The organism is Streptomyces luteosporeus (assembly GCF_039532865.1).
Taxonomy (GTDB): Bacteria; Actinomycetota; Actinomycetes; order Streptomycetales; family Streptomycetaceae; genus Streptomyces; species Streptomyces luteosporeus.
Window position 1 is genome coordinate 83,240 of sequence record NZ_BAAASL010000023.1, and the last position, 16,287, is coordinate 99,526.

The 16,287-nt window shown below is 74.6% G+C and carries 12 protein-coding genes; 4 read left to right on the forward strand and 8 right to left on the reverse strand.

The annotated features are described in order from the left end of the window. Nucleotides 1-12: 12 nt before the first annotated feature. The gene (locus ABD361_RS25705; protein ID WP_344438459.1) at nt 13-1,389 is read left to right on the forward strand and encodes an ABC transporter permease; all 1,377 of its coding nucleotides are present in this window, start codon (nt 13-15) and stop codon (nt 1,387-1,389) included. Further along, on the forward strand, nt 1,386-2,270 hold the full coding sequence (locus ABD361_RS25710; RefSeq protein WP_344438460.1) for a carbohydrate ABC transporter permease: 885 nt from the start codon (nt 1,386-1,388) through the stop codon (nt 2,268-2,270). Before ABD361_RS25705 ends, ABD361_RS25710 begins: the two co-directional genes overlap by 4 nt. Here ABD361_RS25710 and ABD361_RS25715 read toward each other — a convergent pair. After that, the gene (locus ABD361_RS25715; RefSeq protein WP_344438461.1) at nt 2,263-3,813 is read right to left on the reverse strand and encodes a glycosyltransferase family 39 protein; all 1,551 of its coding nucleotides are present in this window, start codon (nt 3,811-3,813) and stop codon (nt 2,263-2,265) included. The genes ABD361_RS25710 and ABD361_RS25715 overlap by 8 nt on opposite strands. Before the next feature lie 85 nt (nt 3,814-3,898). On the opposite strand from ABD361_RS25715, the gene ABD361_RS25720 reads away from it, so the two are divergent. Beyond that, on the forward strand, nt 3,899-5,662 hold the full coding sequence (locus ABD361_RS25720; RefSeq protein ID WP_344438462.1) for a glycosyltransferase: 1,764 nt from the start codon (nt 3,899-3,901) through the stop codon (nt 5,660-5,662). A 27-nt stretch (nt 5,663-5,689) separates the two neighbouring features. Here the strand turns inward: ABD361_RS25720 and ABD361_RS25725 are convergent, their stop codons facing one another. Genes ABD361_RS25725 through manB form a run of 6 tightly spaced genes read right to left on the reverse strand, consistent with a single transcriptional unit; the run spans nt 5,690 to nt 14,451 of the window. Continuing rightward, nucleotides 5,690-6,877, reverse strand: coding sequence for a glycosyltransferase (locus ABD361_RS25725; protein ID WP_344438464.1), 1,188 nt, complete (start codon nt 6,875-6,877; stop codon nt 5,690-5,692). Continuing rightward, nucleotides 6,874-9,687: a bifunctional glycosyltransferase/CDP-glycerol:glycerophosphate glycerophosphotransferase gene (locus ABD361_RS25730; RefSeq protein ID WP_344438465.1), complete on the reverse strand. Its 2,814-nt coding sequence runs from the start codon at nt 9,685-9,687 to the stop codon at nt 6,874-6,876. The genes ABD361_RS25725 and ABD361_RS25730 overlap by 4 nt, the downstream gene beginning before the upstream one ends. An 8-nt stretch (nt 9,688-9,695) precedes the next feature. Beyond that, on the reverse strand, nt 9,696-10,979 hold the full coding sequence (locus ABD361_RS25735) for a glycosyltransferase family 87 protein (protein WP_344438467.1): 1,284 nt from the start codon (nt 10,977-10,979) through the stop codon (nt 9,696-9,698). Further along, complete coding sequence (locus ABD361_RS25740) at nt 10,976-12,502, reverse strand: hypothetical protein (protein ID WP_344438468.1); 1,527 nt, start codon at nt 12,500-12,502, stop codon at nt 10,976-10,978. Before ABD361_RS25740 ends, ABD361_RS25735 begins: the two co-directional genes overlap by 4 nt. Nucleotides 12,503-12,513: 11 nt before the next feature. Beyond that, nucleotides 12,514-13,329 carry a polyprenol monophosphomannose synthase gene (locus ABD361_RS25745; protein ID WP_344438469.1) on the reverse strand — a complete coding sequence of 272 codons (816 nt, stop codon included), beginning with the start codon at nt 13,327-13,329 and terminating at the stop codon, nt 12,514-12,516. Between the two features lie 42 nt (nt 13,330-13,371). Beyond that, entirely contained in the window at nt 13,372-14,451 is a 1,080-nt protein-coding gene (gene manB / locus ABD361_RS25750) for a mannose-1-phosphate guanylyltransferase (RefSeq protein ID WP_344438471.1), read from the reverse strand. Nucleotides 14,452-14,574: 123 nt separating this feature from the next. Between manB and ABD361_RS25755 the strand changes: the two genes are divergently transcribed. Next, complete coding sequence (locus ABD361_RS25755; protein ID WP_344438473.1) at nt 14,575-15,117, forward strand: GtrA family protein; 543 nt, start codon at nt 14,575-14,577, stop codon at nt 15,115-15,117. Here ABD361_RS25755 and ABD361_RS25760 read toward each other — a convergent pair. After that, nucleotides 15,045-16,205 (reverse strand): hypothetical protein, encoded by a 1,161-nt coding sequence (locus ABD361_RS25760; RefSeq protein ID WP_344438475.1) that lies wholly within the window; start codon nt 16,203-16,205, stop codon nt 15,045-15,047. The genes ABD361_RS25755 and ABD361_RS25760 overlap by 73 nt on opposite strands. Between the last annotated feature and the right edge of the window lie 82 nt (nt 16,206-16,287).

The window sequence follows — 16,287 nt, forward strand, 5'->3', positions numbered from 1 at the left end:
GGAGCGGCACGGATGACCACCGCGACCGCGCCTCCGTCCGCACCGCCGCCCCCGAAGGCCGCACCGCCCGTCCCCGCCCCGGGGCCGGGCCGGCGCGGCGGCGTTCGGGGCACCCGCGGCTGGGTGGCGGCCTGCTTCCTGCTGCCCGCCCTGGCCCTGCTGGGCGCACTCGTCCTCTATCCCATCGGCTACTCGGTCTACCGCAGCCTCTTCGACGCCTCCGGCACCTCCTTCGCGGGTGCGGACAACTACCAGGAGGTCTTCACCGACGCCCGCATCCGCACGGCCCTGCGCAACAACATCGTGTGGGTCGTCGTCGCACCGACGGTGGCCACCGCGCTGGGCCTGGTCTTCGCGGTGCTCACCGAACGGGTGCGCTGGGGCACGGCGTTCAAGCTGGTCGTCTTCATGCCGATGGCGATCTCCATGCTCGCCGCGGGCATCATCTTCCGGCTGGTGTACGAGCAGGACCCGGACCGCGGCGTGGCCAACGCCGTCTGGGTCGGCATCCACGACACCTTCGCCGCGCCGGCCCCCTACCCCGGGGCCCGGCCCCGGCCGAACACCGGGCTGAAGGAGGCCGGCGGCGGCGCGTACACGACGTGGGCGGCGGTACGGGCCGGCTCGCCGGTGCTGATGCCGCTGGTGGCCGTCAAGCCGGAGGACGTCGCCGGGGCGAAGGACGCCGCCCCGGCCCGGCCGGCGGCCGGGAAGATCACCGGCACGGTGTGGCTGGACTTCACCCGGGGCGGCGGCGGTGCGCCGGGCGCCATCGACCGGGGCGAGAAGGGGCTCGCCGGCGTGACGGTGGAGGCGGTCCGGGACGGCCGCACGGTCGCCTCGGCCACCACCGCGTCGGACGGCACCTTCACGCTGCCGCCGGCGGCCGACGGGGCCCTGCTGCGGCTGCCCGCCGCGAACTTCGCCACCGCCTACAACGGCGTCGACTGGCTCGGCCCGGCGCTGGTGACGCCGTCCATCATCGGCGCGTACATCTGGATGTGGGCGGGCTTCGCGATGGTCCTCATCGCGGCGGGCCTGGCCGGGGTGCCGCGCGAACTGCTGGAGGCGGCACGGGTCGACGGCGCGAACGAATGGCAGGTCTTCCGCCGGGTGACCGTGCCGCTGCTGGCGCCGGTGCTGGCGGTCGTCGTCGTCACGCTGATGATCAACGTGCTGAAGATCTTCGACCTCGTCTACATCATCGCCCCCGGCTCCAGCCTGGACAACGCCAACGTCCTGGCCCTGCAGCTGTACCAGTCGTCCTTCGGCACCAACGTCAACCAGGGCGTGGGCAGTGCGATCGCCGTCCTCCTGCTGCTGCTCGTCACCCCGGTGATGGTCATGAACCTGCGCCGGATCCGCCGGGAACGGAAGGAGCGGCGATGACCACCACCGCCGGCACGGTCGTACGGGGCAGGCGCTCCCTGGCGGCCCGGATCACCGCCCGGCTCGGCGGGGGCGCCGTGCGGGTCTTCCTCGTCGTGGTCGGCCTGGTGTGGCTGACACCGGCGGTGGGGCTGCTGCTGTCCTCCCTGCGCGACAAGTCCGACATCGCGGCGTCGGGGTGGTGGCAGGTCCTCGCCCACCCGGGGCAGCTGACGACGGCCAGCTACCGCTCGCTGTTCGGCAACGAGCACGTGATGCACTCCCTCCTGACCACCGCGCTGATCACCGTGCCGGCGACGGTGCTGGTCATCGTGATCGGCGCGCTGGCCGGCTACGCCTTCGCCTGGCTGGACTTCCCCGGGCGCGACTGGTGGTTCCTGCTGGTGGTCGGGCTGCTGGTGGTGCCGGTGCAGATCGCGCTGATCCCGGTGGCCAAGCTCTTCAACACCCTGGGGATCTTCGAGACGACCGTGGGCGTGGTGCTCTTCCACACCGCCTTCGGGCTGCCCTTCGCGGTGTTCCTGCTGCGCAACTTCTTCGCGGAGATACCGCGCGAGCTGCTGGAGGCGGCGCGCCTGGACGGAGCGGGCGAACTGCGCCTGTTCACGCGGGTGGTGCTGCCGCTGGGCGGGCCCGCGATCGCCTCGCTGGGCATCTTCCAGTTCCTGTGGGTGTGGAACGACATGCTCGTCGCGCTGATCTTCGCGGACAGCGGCAATCCGCCGATCACGGTGGCGCTGCAGCAGCAGGTGCGGCAGTTCGGGGACAACGTCGACGTCCTGGCATCGGGGGCCTTCCTGTCGATGGTCGTGCCACTGGCCGTCTTCTTCGCCTTCCAGCGGCAGTTCGTCAGCGGGGTGATGGCGGGCGCGGTCAAGTGAGGGGGACGCGGGTGCACAGGGAGACCGCCCCGCCGCGCACGAAGACCGTGGACTCCTCCCGGTACAGCGCGTCGAGCACCGCACGCTTCGCCGTCTCGGCGCGCTGGGCCCGGAACCACGGCGTGCCGACCGTGGTCGTGTCCCACACCACCCACAGCCGCTGCCGGGGCGGGAGCTGCTGCAGGCGGTCCCGCAGCCGTGGGGCGCTCGTCTCCTGCCCGTAGAGGGTGCCGGAGGCGGCGGGCGAGCGGGCGAGCGCGACGTCGCGCAGCCCGGTGAAGGCGCCGGGGTAGGCCAGGGATATGCGCCGCTCGTGCAGCGGGAGGAAGAGGACCGCGTCGCCCGGCCGGGCCTGCTTGCCGACCACCGCGGCGACCCGGGCCAGCTCGTCGCCCCGGCTCGCGGGCAGGCGCTCGCGCTCCTGCTGCGGCAGCTGGACGACGAAGGCCACCGCCACCGCCGCGACCCCGGCCACCGCGGCGAGGCGCCGCCACGGCAGCAGGCCGAGGATGCGCTCGGCGCCCGCCGCCGCGAGCAGCGGGATGCCGGCCAGGCAGAAGAGCAGGTAGCGGTCCAGGAACAGCGGCTGCCAATGGGATGCGGCGTACAACAGCACCGGCGGCACCACGGCCAGCGGCAGGGCGACCTGGGTCGCACCGAGCCGGCCAGTGCGCGGCAGCGGCAGGACGCAGGCGAGGCCGGCCAGCAGCACGGTGACGGTGACGACCGCAGCCTGCGGGCCGGCGAAGGCGTCGAGCAGTGCCCCGGCCTGCTCCGGGCCGGGGGTGCGCAGCCAGGAAACCTGCTCGCTCTGCCCCTGCGAGACGACCACCAGGGGGACGAGGAGCGTGCACGCGGCGGCCGCCGCGCAGCCCCAGCCGCGCCACACCCGCCACGGCACGCGCGAGAGCAGCAGGGTGGCGCCGTGCGCGGCGAGCAGCAGGATCGCGAACTCGTGCAGCAGCGCGGTGACCGCCACCACCGCCGCATAGGCCGCCCAGGGCCCGTACCGGCCCGGCTCCTGGCGCTCCACCGCTTCCAGCAGCAGCCAGGTGGCCAGCGCGGCTCCGGCGGCGACCAGGGCGTACGAGCGACCCTCCTGGGCGTAGTGGCTGACGAACGGCGTCGCCGCGTAGAGCAGGCCGGCCCACAGGCCCGCCCGGGGGCCGGCCAGCCGGCTGCCGATCGCCCCGACGAGCCCGGCGGTGACCGCCGCGGCCACGACGGAGGGCAGGCGCAGCACGGTCTCGTCGGCCCGCAGGGCCAGGAGAGGGTGCATCAGGAGGTAGTACAGGCCATGGACGGCGTCCACGTGGCCCAGCGTCCGCCAGATCTCCGGCAGGCTGCGGCGCGCGATCTGGAAGGTGGCCGCCTCGTCGCGCCACATGGTGCCCCGGTCCAGCCCCCACAGCCCCAGGAAGAGCATCACGGCGGCGGGGACGACCACCGCGACCGGCACCGCGAAGGGCCGGCCCCGGGGCGCCGGCCCCGGCGTGGCGCGTGACGCGCCCCGCGGGGCGGTCAGCTCCGCCACATGTTCCATTTCCGTACCCCTCCCCCTGCGACCGGGCCACACGCGGTCCCAGAATGCCCCGATTAGGCATACTTATTGGATACAACTGAGTGCTATGGCAGTGAACGGGAGCGGAATCCCCGGAGCACAGGTCAGCGTGATCGTCATCGGCTACGACGACGCCGCGCACATCGCCGATGCCGTGCGCTCCGCCCTCGGCCAGGGCCCGGCGGTCGCCGAGGTCATCGCGGTGGACGACGCCTCCACCGATCGGACCGGCCCGCTCCTGGACCGTCTGGCCGCGGGCGAACCGCGCCTGAGGGTCGTTCACCGCCCGGTCAACAGCGGCGGCTGCGGCACCCCGCGCAACGACGGCGTCCGGGCGGCCACCGCGCCGTACGTGATGTTCCTCGACAGCGACGACGTACTCCCCCACGGGGCCGTGCCGGCCCTGCTGGCAGCAGCCCTCGCACACGAGGTGCCGGTCGCTGCGGGGCTGTGCGTGCGCCGCGAGCTCCCCCTCGGCCGCGACACCCCCTGGCAGCCGCAGCTGTACCGGCGGGCCGTCGTCCACGACTCCCCTGAGGACCAACCGGCCCTGGTGCGGGACACCCTGTGCGTCAACAAGCTCTACGCACGCGCCTTCCTCACCCGGCACGGCATCGTCTTCCCCGACGGCCGCTTCCCCTACGAGGATTTCGTCTTCGGCGCACGGCTGCTGGCCGCAGGCCCCCGGCTGGCCCTGGTGCCCGACACCGTCTACATCTGGCACGTGCGGCGCAACGCCGCCCGCGCCTCCCTGTCCCTGGACCGCCGGCGCGTGGAGAACTGGCAGGCGCGCCTGCGGGCGCACCGGCAGGGCGTCGCGGTGCTCGAGGAGGCCGGCAAGGAACCGCTCGCACACGCCGCCCGGGTGAAGTTCCTCGACCACGACCTGCGCATGTACGTCCGGGAGCTGCCCGGGCACGGCCCGGCCTACCGCCGCGCCTGGTGGCGGGTGACCCGCGACTGGCTGGCCGGCTGCGAGGAGGCCGACCTGCGGGCCGCCCGCGCGCCCGCCCGCTGGATCGCCCGGGTGGTCCTCGCCTCCCCCGCCCCGCGCGACCTCGACCGCCTCGCCCAGCTCGCGGCCCGGCCCGCCCGGCTGCTGCCGCCCTACGCCGAGGCCGCGGGCGAACCGGTGTGGGCTGCCGACCTGCCGCAGGCCGCCCTGGACGGGCTCACCGGCCCGGGCGCCAAGCCGGCCCGCCGGCTGCCGGTCACCGTGGACGCCACGCTGCTGCCCGGCCCCGGCCTGCGCGCCAGGCTGCGGCTGCACATCCACGAGATCTACGGCCGGCTGGCCGCCGCGGACCCGCACACCGTGGACGTCGACCTGCGGCTGCGGGACGGTGCGGCCGTCGTCGAGCACTCCGCCCCCCTCACGCGGGACGGCGCCTGCTGGCGGGCCGCCCTCGACCTGGACCTGGCGCAGCTGGCCGTCCGCGGCCACCGCGACGGCCCGGGGCTGCCGCAGGCGTGGGACGTCCGGGTGCGCATCCACTGCACCCACGGCGGGGTGCTGCGCACCGCCACCCGGGCCGTCGCCGTCCGCACGCGCCCGTGCGTCCGCTTCGGGCTGCGCTGCGGCGTGCTGCTGGCCCGGCCCTGCACGACCGGCGCCGGCTCGCTCGCCCTGCGGCTGGCGCCCGGGGTGCGCTGCGCGGCCGGGGTCGTCCTGCGCCGGGTGCGCAGGATGCTCATGCACCGGCTGCCCGCGCGACGGCCTGCCGCTCCGGGGCCGCGCCCGGCCGGGCGGCCCGTGCCGGTCAGGCTCCCCCTGGCCGGACTGCTGCCGGCCGTGCTGCGCACGCCCCGGTCCCGGCACGACGACGCCTAGCGTTGCCATCTCTTGCCCCCCGGTTCCTCATCGGTCGATTTCTTCGAACAGCGCTTCCCAGCGGTCCAGCACTGCCGGCAGGGCCAGGGGCGCGACGTGGGCGCGGGCCGCCCTGCCGTACCGCTCCCGCAACGCACCGTCCGCCATCAGCTCCCCCAGCGCGGCGGCGAACGCCTCGGTGTCGCCGTGCGGCACGAGGGTGCCCGTCCGTCCGTCGGCGACCAGCTCCCGGACCCCGCCCGACAGGTCGAAGCTCACGCACGGCACTCCGGCCGCGGACGCCTCGGCCAGGGCCATCGGCCGGCCCTCCCGTTCGCTGGTCAGGGCGAGCACGGACAGCTCCCGGTAGGCGGCGGCCATGTCGCGCACGCTGCCGCGGAAGCGGACCCGGTCGGCGATGCCCAGGCGGGCGGCCAGGGCGCGCAGCTGCGGCTCCTGCGGGCCGTCGCCGAACAGGTGCAGCTCCCAGCCGGGCCGTACGGCGCTCGCCGTGGCGAAGGCGTCGAGCAGCCGGTCCAGCCGTTTGACCTCCTCCAGCCGGCCGACCGCGCCGATGCGGCGGGTGTCCGGCGCGGACGGCCCGGGCAGGGGATCGAACGGCAGCGGGTTGGGCATCACCGCGGCGTTGGGCAGACGCCGGCGCCGGAACTCGGCGGCGTCGGCCTCGCTGAGGAAGAGCGCCTTCTCCAGTGCCGGGTAGTGCTGCAGGATCAGCTGCAGGTTGGCCGTGGCCCGCGCCTGCAGGAACGACTCGTGGTACTGCCCGACGACCGTGATGCGCCGGTCGCGGGGCACCGACTGCAGCCACACCACCGCCCACGGCGAGCCGGCGATCACGTGGGCGCGCACCCCGTGCGGCACCGCGGCCAGGCGCCGGGCCAGCAGAGCGCGGGCCCGGGCGCGCTCGGCCCGCTCGGCACGGGCCGCGCGCAGGTGCGCGGGGCCGAGCCGTTCGGCGAGGGAGGCGGCCCGCCGGGCCGGTGGGGCGGGGGCGCGGTAGAGCGTGGTGCGCCGGTAGGCGGGGTCGGCGACGAAGGGGTGCGGTTCGGGGCTGGGCCGGATGCCGACGAGGTCGACGGTGTGCCCGCGCCCGGCGAAGCCCTGGGCGAGGGTGTGCAGCACGCGTTGGGAGCCGCCGAGGGAGTCCACGTCGATGCCCACCAGGAACAGGTGCCGGGCCGCTCCCCGCGCCACCTTCGTCTGCGGCTCTGTCATCGCTGTGCCTCTTCGAAGAATGGCCCGAAGAACAGGTCGACCACGGCCTTGCTCGACCGGCCGGTCTCGTGGGGGTTGAACCTCGCCCGGAACTTCGCGTAGGCCCCGGCCCACTGATCGGCCACCGCCGGCAGGTCGCGCAGCACGGCGGCCAGGTCGCCGGTGTCGGTGAGCACGGGCCCCGGGGCGATCTCGGCCAGGTCGTAGTAGGCCCCGCGGGTGGCGCTGCGGTAGTCCTCGTAGTCGTCGGCGTACAGCAGGATGGGGCGCCCGAGGTTGGCGTAGTCGAACATCACCGACGAGTAGTCCGTGAGCAGGGCGTCCGAGGCGAGCATCAGGTCGTTCGGGTCGGTGAACTCCCGGCCGTCGCGCACCGCGTGCCCCAGCTCCCGGGGCACGGTGAAGTGCTCGTAGTAGTGGGGGCGGACCACCACCGTCCACTCCTCGCCGACCCCGCCCGGGCCCGTCAGCAGCCGGGCGAGGTCGACGCGCACGGACTCGCCGCTGCCGCGGGCCCCGTCGCGGAAGGTGGGGGCGTACAGCAGCACCTTCCGGTCCTCAGGGATCTGCAGGCGTTCGCGGGCGGCCAGGGCGCGGTCGCGCTGCTCGGGCTCGTCCTTGCGGACGAGGACGTCGTTGCGGGGCAGCCCGGTGTGCAGCAGCTCGCCGGGGTAGGCGTTGGCGCGCACGAAGGTGCGCTCGAAGTCCTCGCTGGGACAGACGAGGGCGTCCCACCGGGCGACGGCCTCGCGATGCCGCCGCCGCTGCTCGGGGCCCGCCAGGCGCAGTTCGGGGATGTCGAAGCCCATGTGCTTGAAGGCCTGCCCGTGCCAGGTCTGCAGGTAGCGGGTCTGCGGCCGCTTGGCGAGGAGGGCGGGGAAGCCGTGCGAGTCCACCCAGTAGCGGGCCCGGGCGAGCAGGCGGACGTACTCCCAGCTGCCGCGCCGGACCAGCTCCGCGTCCGCCGGGAAGGAGGCGGTGCTCCCGGCGTGGGACCACACGCAGCGCAGCGGCAGCCCGCGGCGGCGCACCTCCTCGTGGATGTAGCGGGGGCTGTCGGCGTAGCCCCGGCCCTCCAGGGCCTCGAAGACGACCAGTTCGCCGTCGACGGGCAGCCGCTGCAGCTCCCGGTGAACCAGGGCCTTGGCCTGCGGGCCCGTCAGTCTTCGGTGCAGCCGGTCCGCCCCGGCGGCGAGGGGCCCGAGGTGCGCCGCCGCGGCCTCGGCGCCGCCGAGGAGGCCGGTGCGCTCCCAGTGCAGCTCCAGCCGTCCGACGCCACGCCCCTCGCACCGGATGCGCACCCGGTGCCCGGCGGTGCGCGCCGAGTGCGGCGGCAGGGCGTGGGGGGCCAGCAGGGGGTCTGCGCGGCCGAGCCCGAGGCGTTCGAGGACGACGACGGGGTGCCGGCTGCCGTGGAACCCCTTGGGACCGAGCGGGACGCGACGCAGGTCGACGTCGAAGTCGGCGGTGTGCTCCCGTGCGCCGGGCCGGGCCGGCGCGTAGGAGAAGGGCACGGTGAGCCCGTCCCCGCCGGCGGCCACGCGCAGTGCGGCCGTGACGGGGACGGCGCCGCCGAGCAGCCGGGCCGGGTCGTAGGTGCGCAGGGTGATCCGCAGCCGGGTTCCGGTGACCCGCAGGCCGGTGATCTCGTGCCGCAGGGGTCCGGTGGCGAAGGGCTGCTCGTCCAGGCGCCAGGAGCCGATGTCCAGTGCCCGGGCGGCCTGTTCGTCGCCGGGAGGGATCCGGCCCCAGTAGGTGCGCCCGGCGGCGTCCCGTACGACGTGCCGCGGAGCGATGCGCGGGCGGTCGAGGGTGCGGGCGCACTCGGTGGCTTCCGCGAGCCGTCCGGTCTGCAGCAAGTACTGGCAGATCTGCTGTTCGCGCGGCATGGCGGCGACGGCTTCGGGGGCGATGCCGGCGAGGTAGGGCGTGACCGTGGCGGCGAACTCCTTCGTCCATCCCGGATCGCGGAAGGGCAGGTCACCGAGGTACAGGCGCAGGTCGTGCCGGAGGAACTTGGTGTCCTTGGCGACTTGGAGGCCGCCGTTGCCGGATTTTGCGAGGAAGTCGTCGATGAGCCGGGCGACGGCGATGCGGTCGGCGACGTTGCCGATCTTGTGCCGGCTCGACGAGATGGACGGCCCGGTGGCCGGATCGGCGGCCAGCCGCCAGGTGTAGACGGGCCAGGGGACGACGGCGAAGGAGTGGGCGAGCACGAAGGCCCGGGCGGAGAAGAGCTGGTCCTCGTAGTGGAGGTCTTCGGGGAAGCGCAGGCCGTGGGCGGCGAGGAAGCCGGCGCGGTAGAGCTTGTTGGTGGACAGGTGGTCCAGGAAGTACTCCGGAGCGGAGGCCAGGCCGGTCACCAGGCGTTCCTCGGCGAAGAGTTCGGGGTACCACAGGGCGGTGGTGCCGCTTTCCTCGAACAGGCGGGTGACCTCGCCGGTGACGAAGTCGGCTCCGGTCCGTTCGGCGGTCAGCAGCAGGGATTTGCAGGCGTGGTAAGGGAGTTCGTCGTCACTGTCGAGGAACATCACATAGGGGGCGCGGGCCGCGTCGATGCCCGCGTTGCGCGGGGCCCCGCATCCGCCGCTGTTCACCGGCAGCCCCAGCACCCTGACCCGCGGGTCGGCGGCGGCCAGCTGCCGGGCCACGTGCGCAGTGGCGTCCGTGGAGCAGTCGTCGACCACGATCAGCTCAAGGTTGTGCAGCGACTGCGCCAGGACCGAGCGGGCGGCGCGCGGCAGGCGCCCGGCGTCGTTGTAGACAATGAGGACGACACTGACGTCGGGGACGGCGGGGACGGCGGACATGGCTCACCTCACTCCGGGGTCGCTCCGGGCTCGACTTCCCTACACAGAGAGTAGTCGCCGTTACGGAGAGTGACAAGTCCTTTCCCCGGTTCCTTCGCACCGGACCGCCCCGCCCGCCGCCCCGCCCGCCGCCGCGCCGCCAGCGCGAGCACCGCCGCCAGCCCGCCGTACATCACCGCGTCCCGGAAGGCGTGCCGCTGTGCGGTGTCGAGGCCGGGCCACGGCACTCCGCCCACCTGCGGCACCAGCGGCATCCAGAACCACACCGAGCGGGCCGCGGCGCCCCGTTCCACCACCGAGGCGGCCAGCGACGGCACCACGACCAGCGCGTAGTTGAGGAAGGCGGGCCGCGAGACGACGAAGGCCGCCAGCATCAGCAACGCAGCGCACTCCACCAGCCGCAGCGCCTCCTCGCCCCCGGCGCGCCAGCGCAGCCGGGCGAAGGAGAGCACCGTCGCCCCGGCCGCCACGGCCAGCACGAGGGCCAGGGTGTGCGGCACTCCGAGCCGGGGCAGCACGCTCGGCCAGGCCGAGTCGTAGGGGCGGGCGTAGGAGTCCTGCCCGTGCAGCAGGAAGGGCAGGGTGCGGGTGAAGAACAGCCCGGGCCGGGGCATGGCCCAGGCCGCCGCCAGGGAGAGCGCGGCCGGCAGGCCGACGGCCCAGCCCAGCGCCCGCCACCGCCGGGCGAGGACGAACAGCAGCAGCACGGGCACCAGCATGGGTTTGAGCGCCACCGCGGCCCCGATCACCATTCCCGCCCCCGACCAGCGGCCGCGCCGCGCGAGCAGCAGGGCGGCCGGGAGGGCCACCACCGACGCCGCCGTCCAGTTGCCCAGGAAGACCAGGCTCTGGAAGGGCACGAACAGCGCCGTCCCCACGAGCGCCGCCACTGCCAGCCGGCTGTCCGCGCGCACGTCGAAGATCCGCAGGGCCAGCATCACCCCCAGCGCCACCAGGGCGCCGGTCACCGGCGGGACGGCGTAGAACAGCACGCGGCGCGGGAGCGGCGTCTGCGGCAGTGCGGCGAAGACCGCGCCCGGCAGATAGAGGAACCGCTTGTCCGCGTACGGGGAGCCGCCCTCCAGCAGCGTGTGCGCGGCCCGCACCACGACGGCGTTGTCGATGCCGGTGCGGTCCTTGGCGTACGCCCGTACCGAACTGAGCGTGTACAGCAGCACCGCCGCCGTCAGCGCGGGCCACGAGGCGCGCTCGCGCAGCCGGTGCACGACGACGTCCTCCCACCCGGGCGTCCGCTCGTGCGGGGGCTCGTGCCCCGCCGTGCTCGCGCTCACCGGGCCACGACCTCCATCAGGGTCAGGCCGCGGGGCCCCTGTGCCACCGGCCGGAGGGCGGGGTCGCCGGGGGCCGGCCCCGTTCCGTCGTTCTTCTGCAGGACCCAGCGCACGCCGTACTCCTTGAGGATGCCGAGCCGCTCGGCCCGGGAGGTCGTGGGGGCGAAGTAGCGCCGGACGGCCCGGTGGCGCCGCTCCTCGTCGGGGAGGAAGAGGTCGGGGTAGGCGGGGGCGACGGTGTACGGGCCGTAGGCCGGCAGCGACCGCAGCGCGTAGTAGTCGGCGGTCAGCACCGTGGCGCCCCGGGGCACCCGGCGCGCCGCCCAGCCGAAGTCCGGCCACAGCGCGATGACCCGCGCGTGCCGCAGCCCCGGGGGGATCGCCTGCCGGTGCAGGACGTACGTCAGTGCGCCCGCCTGGCCCCAGGCCCCTGCCGCCAGCGCGACGGCCGTCACCACGGGCACGGCCCGCCGCAGCCGCGCGCCCGCCGTCGTCCGGGGCTCCTCCAGTGCCCCTGCCGCCTCGGCGGCCAGGGCGATCTGCGGGGGGATCAGGACGGCCGGCAGCACCCGCCCCCACGCGTAGTGCCCGCCGAGCCCGCCCGCCGCGAACACCGCGCTCCCCAGGACGAACATGAGCACCAGGGGGTCGCGGTGATCGCGGCGCCAGCGCATCCCCAGGGCCACCGCTCCCACCGCCAGCAGCCCGAACCGCGTCGGCAGGCCCGCGTACAGATGCCGGTGGACGGCGTTCAGCCGGCCGCCGTCGAGCAGCGCGAGGAACGAGTAGTAAGGCCAGCACAGCGGCAGGACCAGCGCCGCTCCCGCGCCCGCCGCGAGGCGCCTGCGCACCGTGCGGTCCGGCCACGGCCGGGACCCCAGCAGCAGCGCCACCGCGCCCAGCACCGCGACCGCCCCGGTGAACTGATGCACCAGCAGCACCAGCCCCAGCAGCGCCCCCAGGCCCAGGAACCGCCCCAGCCCCCAGCCGTCGCGCACCGCGCGGCGCAGCAGCGCCCACAGGTGCAGCGTGAGCCCCAGGGCCAGCGTGCTGGGGTAGGCGAGCGTCAGGCTCAGCGAGGTCAGCCCCGGCACCCCGCTCCAGGCGAACGGCACGGTGCCGTACAGCAGCAGGAAGCACAGCAGCGCCAGCGGCACGGCCGTACGGGCGCGGGTGAACGTACGGACGAAGGCGGCGATCCCCGTACCCAGCACGGCCAGCCCGGCCAGGCCCGCCAGCCGCAGCACGCCGAACGTCCCCCGGCCCGTCGCGTCGGCGACCAGGGCCAGGGCGACGGTCCACGGCGAGTAGTAGGGGCTGGCGGTGTCGGCGTCGACGAGGGGGTTGCCCGGGTGGATCAGGTCGGTGCGCAGCCGTTCGAGGACGGCCGCGTGCATCCCGAGGTCGCCGGACCACGGCAGCCGCACCACCATGAGCAGCAGCAGGACGGTGAGCAGGACGGCGGCGGCCACGGCCGTCCGGTGCGGCAGGCGGGCCCCGGGGCCGTGTCCGCGCACGCGCACCACGGCCGCCCTCAGCGGGCGCGCCTGCCGCCGCGCGCGGGGTGCCCGAGCGCTCTGGAGCGCAGCCGCCAGGGCATCGCCACCGACTCCAGTTGGACGGCGAGGTCCATCTTGGAGACCCCGGCGGTGCGGTCCTCGAAGTGGATCGGCACCTCCATGACGGTGAAGCCGGCCCGCAGCGCGCGGTATTTGGTCTCGACCTGGAAGCTGTAGCCGGCGCTGTCGACGGTGTCGAGCCGGACGGCGCGCAGCGCGGGCGCGCTCCAGAGGTTGAAGCCGCTGGTGATGTCGCGCACGCGGGTGCCCAGGATGCCGCTGGCGTAGGCGTTGGCCCAGCGGGAGAGCAGCTTGCGGTGGGGCTTCCAGGCGTCGGAGAGGGTGCCGCCGGGCACGTAGCGGCTGCCGACGACGAGGTCCGCGCCGGTGGCCAGGGCGACGCCGAGCATTTCGGCGATCTTGTCGGTGGGGTGGCTGCCGTCGGCGTCCATCTGCAGGACGTAGGCGGCGCCCTCCTCGACCGCCCGGGTCATGCCGGCCGCGTAGGCGCGGCCGAGGCCGTCCTTGGCGGTGCGGTGCAGCACACCCATGCGGGTGCGCCCGGGCTCGTTGTACTTCTCGGAGAGCTGGTCGGCGATGGTGCCGGTGCCGTCGGGGCTGTTGTCGTCGACCACCAGCAGCCGCAGGCCCTCCAGGGGCAGGGCCATGAGGGCCTCGGCCATGGTGGGCAGGTTCTGCGCCTCGTTGTAGGTGGGCATGACCACGGTCAGCGGCGTGCGGCCCCACTCGGCGGGGAGCGGGGCGGCGGCGGGGGTACGGGGAGCGCTCATGGCAGGTTCCTCGATCGATGGCGCGGGGTGCGCGGGGCCGGCTCAGACGGCGGAGAAGCGGATGGCCGCGTCGGGGATGGCGGTGCCGCACCAGATCCGTGCGCCGTCGCGCAGCTCGTTGTCGGCGCCGATCAGCGAGTGGTCGCCGATGACGACCCCGTCGAGCACGGTCCTGGGGCCGACCCGGGCGCCGGTGCCCACCATCGAGGCGTGCACCCGCGCGTCGGCCTCGATGCGGGCGCCGTCCAGGACGACGGAGCCGGCGACCTCGGCGCCCGCGGCGACGTGCGCCCCGGCGCCGACGACCGTACCGCCGGACAGGCGGGCCCCGGCGTCGACGTGCGCGCCGGGCAGGACGAGGAACTCGCCGGGCTCGCCCGGCACGGCCGGCGAGTGGACGATGCCGCGCACCAGGTCGGCGGAGGCCTGGACGAAGGAGGCGGGGCGGCCCAGGTCGAGCCAGTACGAGGAGTCGACCACGCCGTGCAGCACCGCCCGCTCGGCCAGGAGCTGCGGAAAGGTCTCCCGCTCGACGGAGACGGGGCGGTCGGCGGGGATGCCGTCGATGACCTCGCGCCGGAAGACGTAGCCGCCGGCGTTGATCTGGTCGGTGACGATCTCCTCGGGGCGGCTCGGCTTCTCGGTGAAGGCGAGCACGCGGCCGTCGGCGTCGGTGGGCACGAGGCCGAACGCCCGCGGGTCGGCGACGCGGGTCAGGTGCAGGGTGACGTGGGCTTGTGCCCGTTCGTGGCGCTCCAGCAGGGCCCTGATGTCGAGGCCGGTGAGGATGTCGCCGTTGAAGACGAGGACGGGGTCGCCGGGCCCGGCGGTGAGCGCCCGGGCGGCGTGCCGGATGGCGCCGCCGGTGCCCAGCGGTTCCTCCTCATGGACGTATGTCAGCCGCAGGCCGTGTGCGGATCCGTCGCCGAAGTAGGGCTCGAAGACCTCGGCGAGGTAGGAGGTGGCCAGCACGACGTGCTCGACGCCGGCGGCCCGGGCGCGGGCCAGCTGGTGGGCGAGGAAGGGCACCCCGGCGGCCGGGACCATGGGTTTCGGCGTGTTGATGGTCAGCGGCCGCAGCCGCGTGCCCTTTCCTCCGACGAGCAGTACCGCCTCTGTCATGCCAGATCCTCGCCCATTGTGGTCGCACTGTCGCACTACGTCAGTTTTTGCGGCAATTTACACTACAATCGGTTGTCTACGTGAGATGTCCGCTACGCGTGGCGACCGTATCTGGAGAGGCCCTTGCGACCGACGCAATCGAGGGGGAAGCGCAGGGCCGGCGGAGCCGGCCTGCTGGCGCTGGGCAGGGAGTTCGCGAAGTTCGGCACGGTGGGCGGGTTGGGGATCTTCGTCAACCTGGGCGTCTTCAACGTCTGCCGGGGCGCCACCGGTCTGCCCGTGGTGCGCTGCAGCGTGATCGCGACCATGGTCGCGATCACCTTCAACTACCTGGGGCTGCGGTACTACGCCTACCGCGACCGGGACCGCCGGCACCGCAGCAGGGAGGTCGCCCTCTTCGCGGCCTTCAGCATCGTCGGACTGGTGATCGAGAACGGTGTCCTGTACGTGGCGACCTACGGCTTCGGCTGGCGCGGACCGCTGCTGGGCAACCTCTTCAAGTTCCTGGGCATCGCCGCGGCCACCCTCTTCCGCTTCTGGTCCTACCGCGCCTGGGTCTTCCGGGCGCTGCCCGGCCACCTCGCGCCCTCGCGTCACGGCGAGCCCTCGAACAGCACGAGCAATCCGGCCGCGTACCAACCCGAGACCACCGCACCTCCACCGTAGAGACACACCCGCACCCCCAGCGGAACACGGGCGAGCGGCCGGGCCGCCAACAGCAGCAGAACCGGCAGGAACGGCAGCATGAAACGCGGCTTGGAGAAGGGCGAGCCGGGCGTGCCCACCATCAGCACCCAGGCCCCGGCGACCACCACGACCAGCGGCCAGGGCACCCGCCGGTCCAGTGCGAGGGCCAGCACCCCGACGGCCGTCAGCAGCACCACGGCCACCACCGCCGCACGGCGTACGTCGTCCGCCAGATGGAGGTCCCGGTAGAGCAGGATGTGGCGCAGCACCCCGGCCGTGCCCACCCCGAAGTCGAACGACTGGCCCCAGGCCCGCTCCGCCTCGAACCAGCCGTCCCACCGGCCCACCCGGCTGCCCAGGAACAGCCAGCTGACCAGCAGCCCCAGCGGGGCGAGCGCGAGCGCGACCCAGGGCCCCCGGCCGTCGCGGCGGCGCACCGCGGCCCACCCGGCGGCCAGCACCACGCCCGCGACCAGGACGCTCGCGGTGGGGCGCACCGTCCCGGCCAGGGCGCACAGGGCTCCCGCGGCCACCCAGCTGCCACGCACCAGGAACACCAGCGACCACACCAGCAGCGCGCTGAAGAGGGCTTCGGAGTACGGCACCCACAGCGCGAAGGCGTACGGGCAGCAGGCCCACAGCGCCACGCAGGCGTACCCGGCGCCGGCGCTGCCGCCCACCGCGCGCACGAGCCGGTGCACGCCGACGGCCGCGACGGCGGCGGCGCACCACGACAGCAGCACCCCGGCGTACATGTAGGGCAGGCCGGTGACCAGGTGCAGGGCGCGGATGAGGGCGGGGACGAGGGGGAAGAAGGCGAGCCGGTTGTAGTCGGGGGTGCCGTCCGGGCGGTACGGCAGGGAGCGCGGGTAGCCGCGCTCGGCGACGTGCAGGTAGTTGCCGCTGTCCCAGCGGTACAGCAGCCAGCGCACGTCGTGCCCGAGGCGGTGGTTGATCACCAGCAGGACGGTGAAGCCGACGACGGCGACCGACAGCAGGAGGGCCGCCGCGAGGACCGCCTCCCGGCGGGCCGGCCGGGGCGGCGCGAGCCGCGAAACGACTGTCATCCGTCTCTCTTTGCCGTGCGACGAGTGCCGTGCGAAAGGGGCGGGCCCCGGGGGGTTTTCCCCGGGGCCCGCCCCTTTCATG

Bases quoted from the DNA above. Each gene is read 5' to 3' on its own strand.
- ABD361_RS25705 (WP_344438459.1), top strand. From the start codon at position 13: ATGACCACCGCGACCGCGCCTCCGTCCGCACCGCCGCCCCCGAAGGCC.
- ABD361_RS25710 (WP_344438460.1), top strand. From the start codon at position 1,386: ATGACCACCACCGCCGGCACGGTCGTACGGGGCAGGCGCTCCCTGGCG.
- ABD361_RS25715 (WP_344438461.1), bottom strand. From the start codon at position 3,813: ATGGAACATGTGGCGGAGCTGACCGCCCCGCGGGGCGCGTCACGCGCC.
- ABD361_RS25720 (WP_344438462.1), top strand. From the start codon at position 3,899: ATGGCAGTGAACGGGAGCGGAATCCCCGGAGCACAGGTCAGCGTGATC.
- ABD361_RS25725 (WP_344438464.1), bottom strand. From the start codon at position 6,877: ATGACAGAGCCGCAGACGAAGGTGGCGCGGGGAGCGGCCCGGCACCTG.
- ABD361_RS25730 (WP_344438465.1), bottom strand. From the start codon at position 9,687: ATGTCCGCCGTCCCCGCCGTCCCCGACGTCAGTGTCGTCCTCATTGTC.
- ABD361_RS25745 (WP_344438469.1), bottom strand. From the start codon at position 13,329: ATGAGCGCTCCCCGTACCCCCGCCGCCGCCCCGCTCCCCGCCGAGTGG.
- manB (WP_344438471.1), bottom strand. From the start codon at position 14,451: ATGACAGAGGCGGTACTGCTCGTCGGAGGAAAGGGCACGCGGCTGCGG.
- ABD361_RS25760 (WP_344438475.1), bottom strand. From the start codon at position 16,205: ATGACAGTCGTTTCGCGGCTCGCGCCGCCCCGGCCGGCCCGCCGGGAG.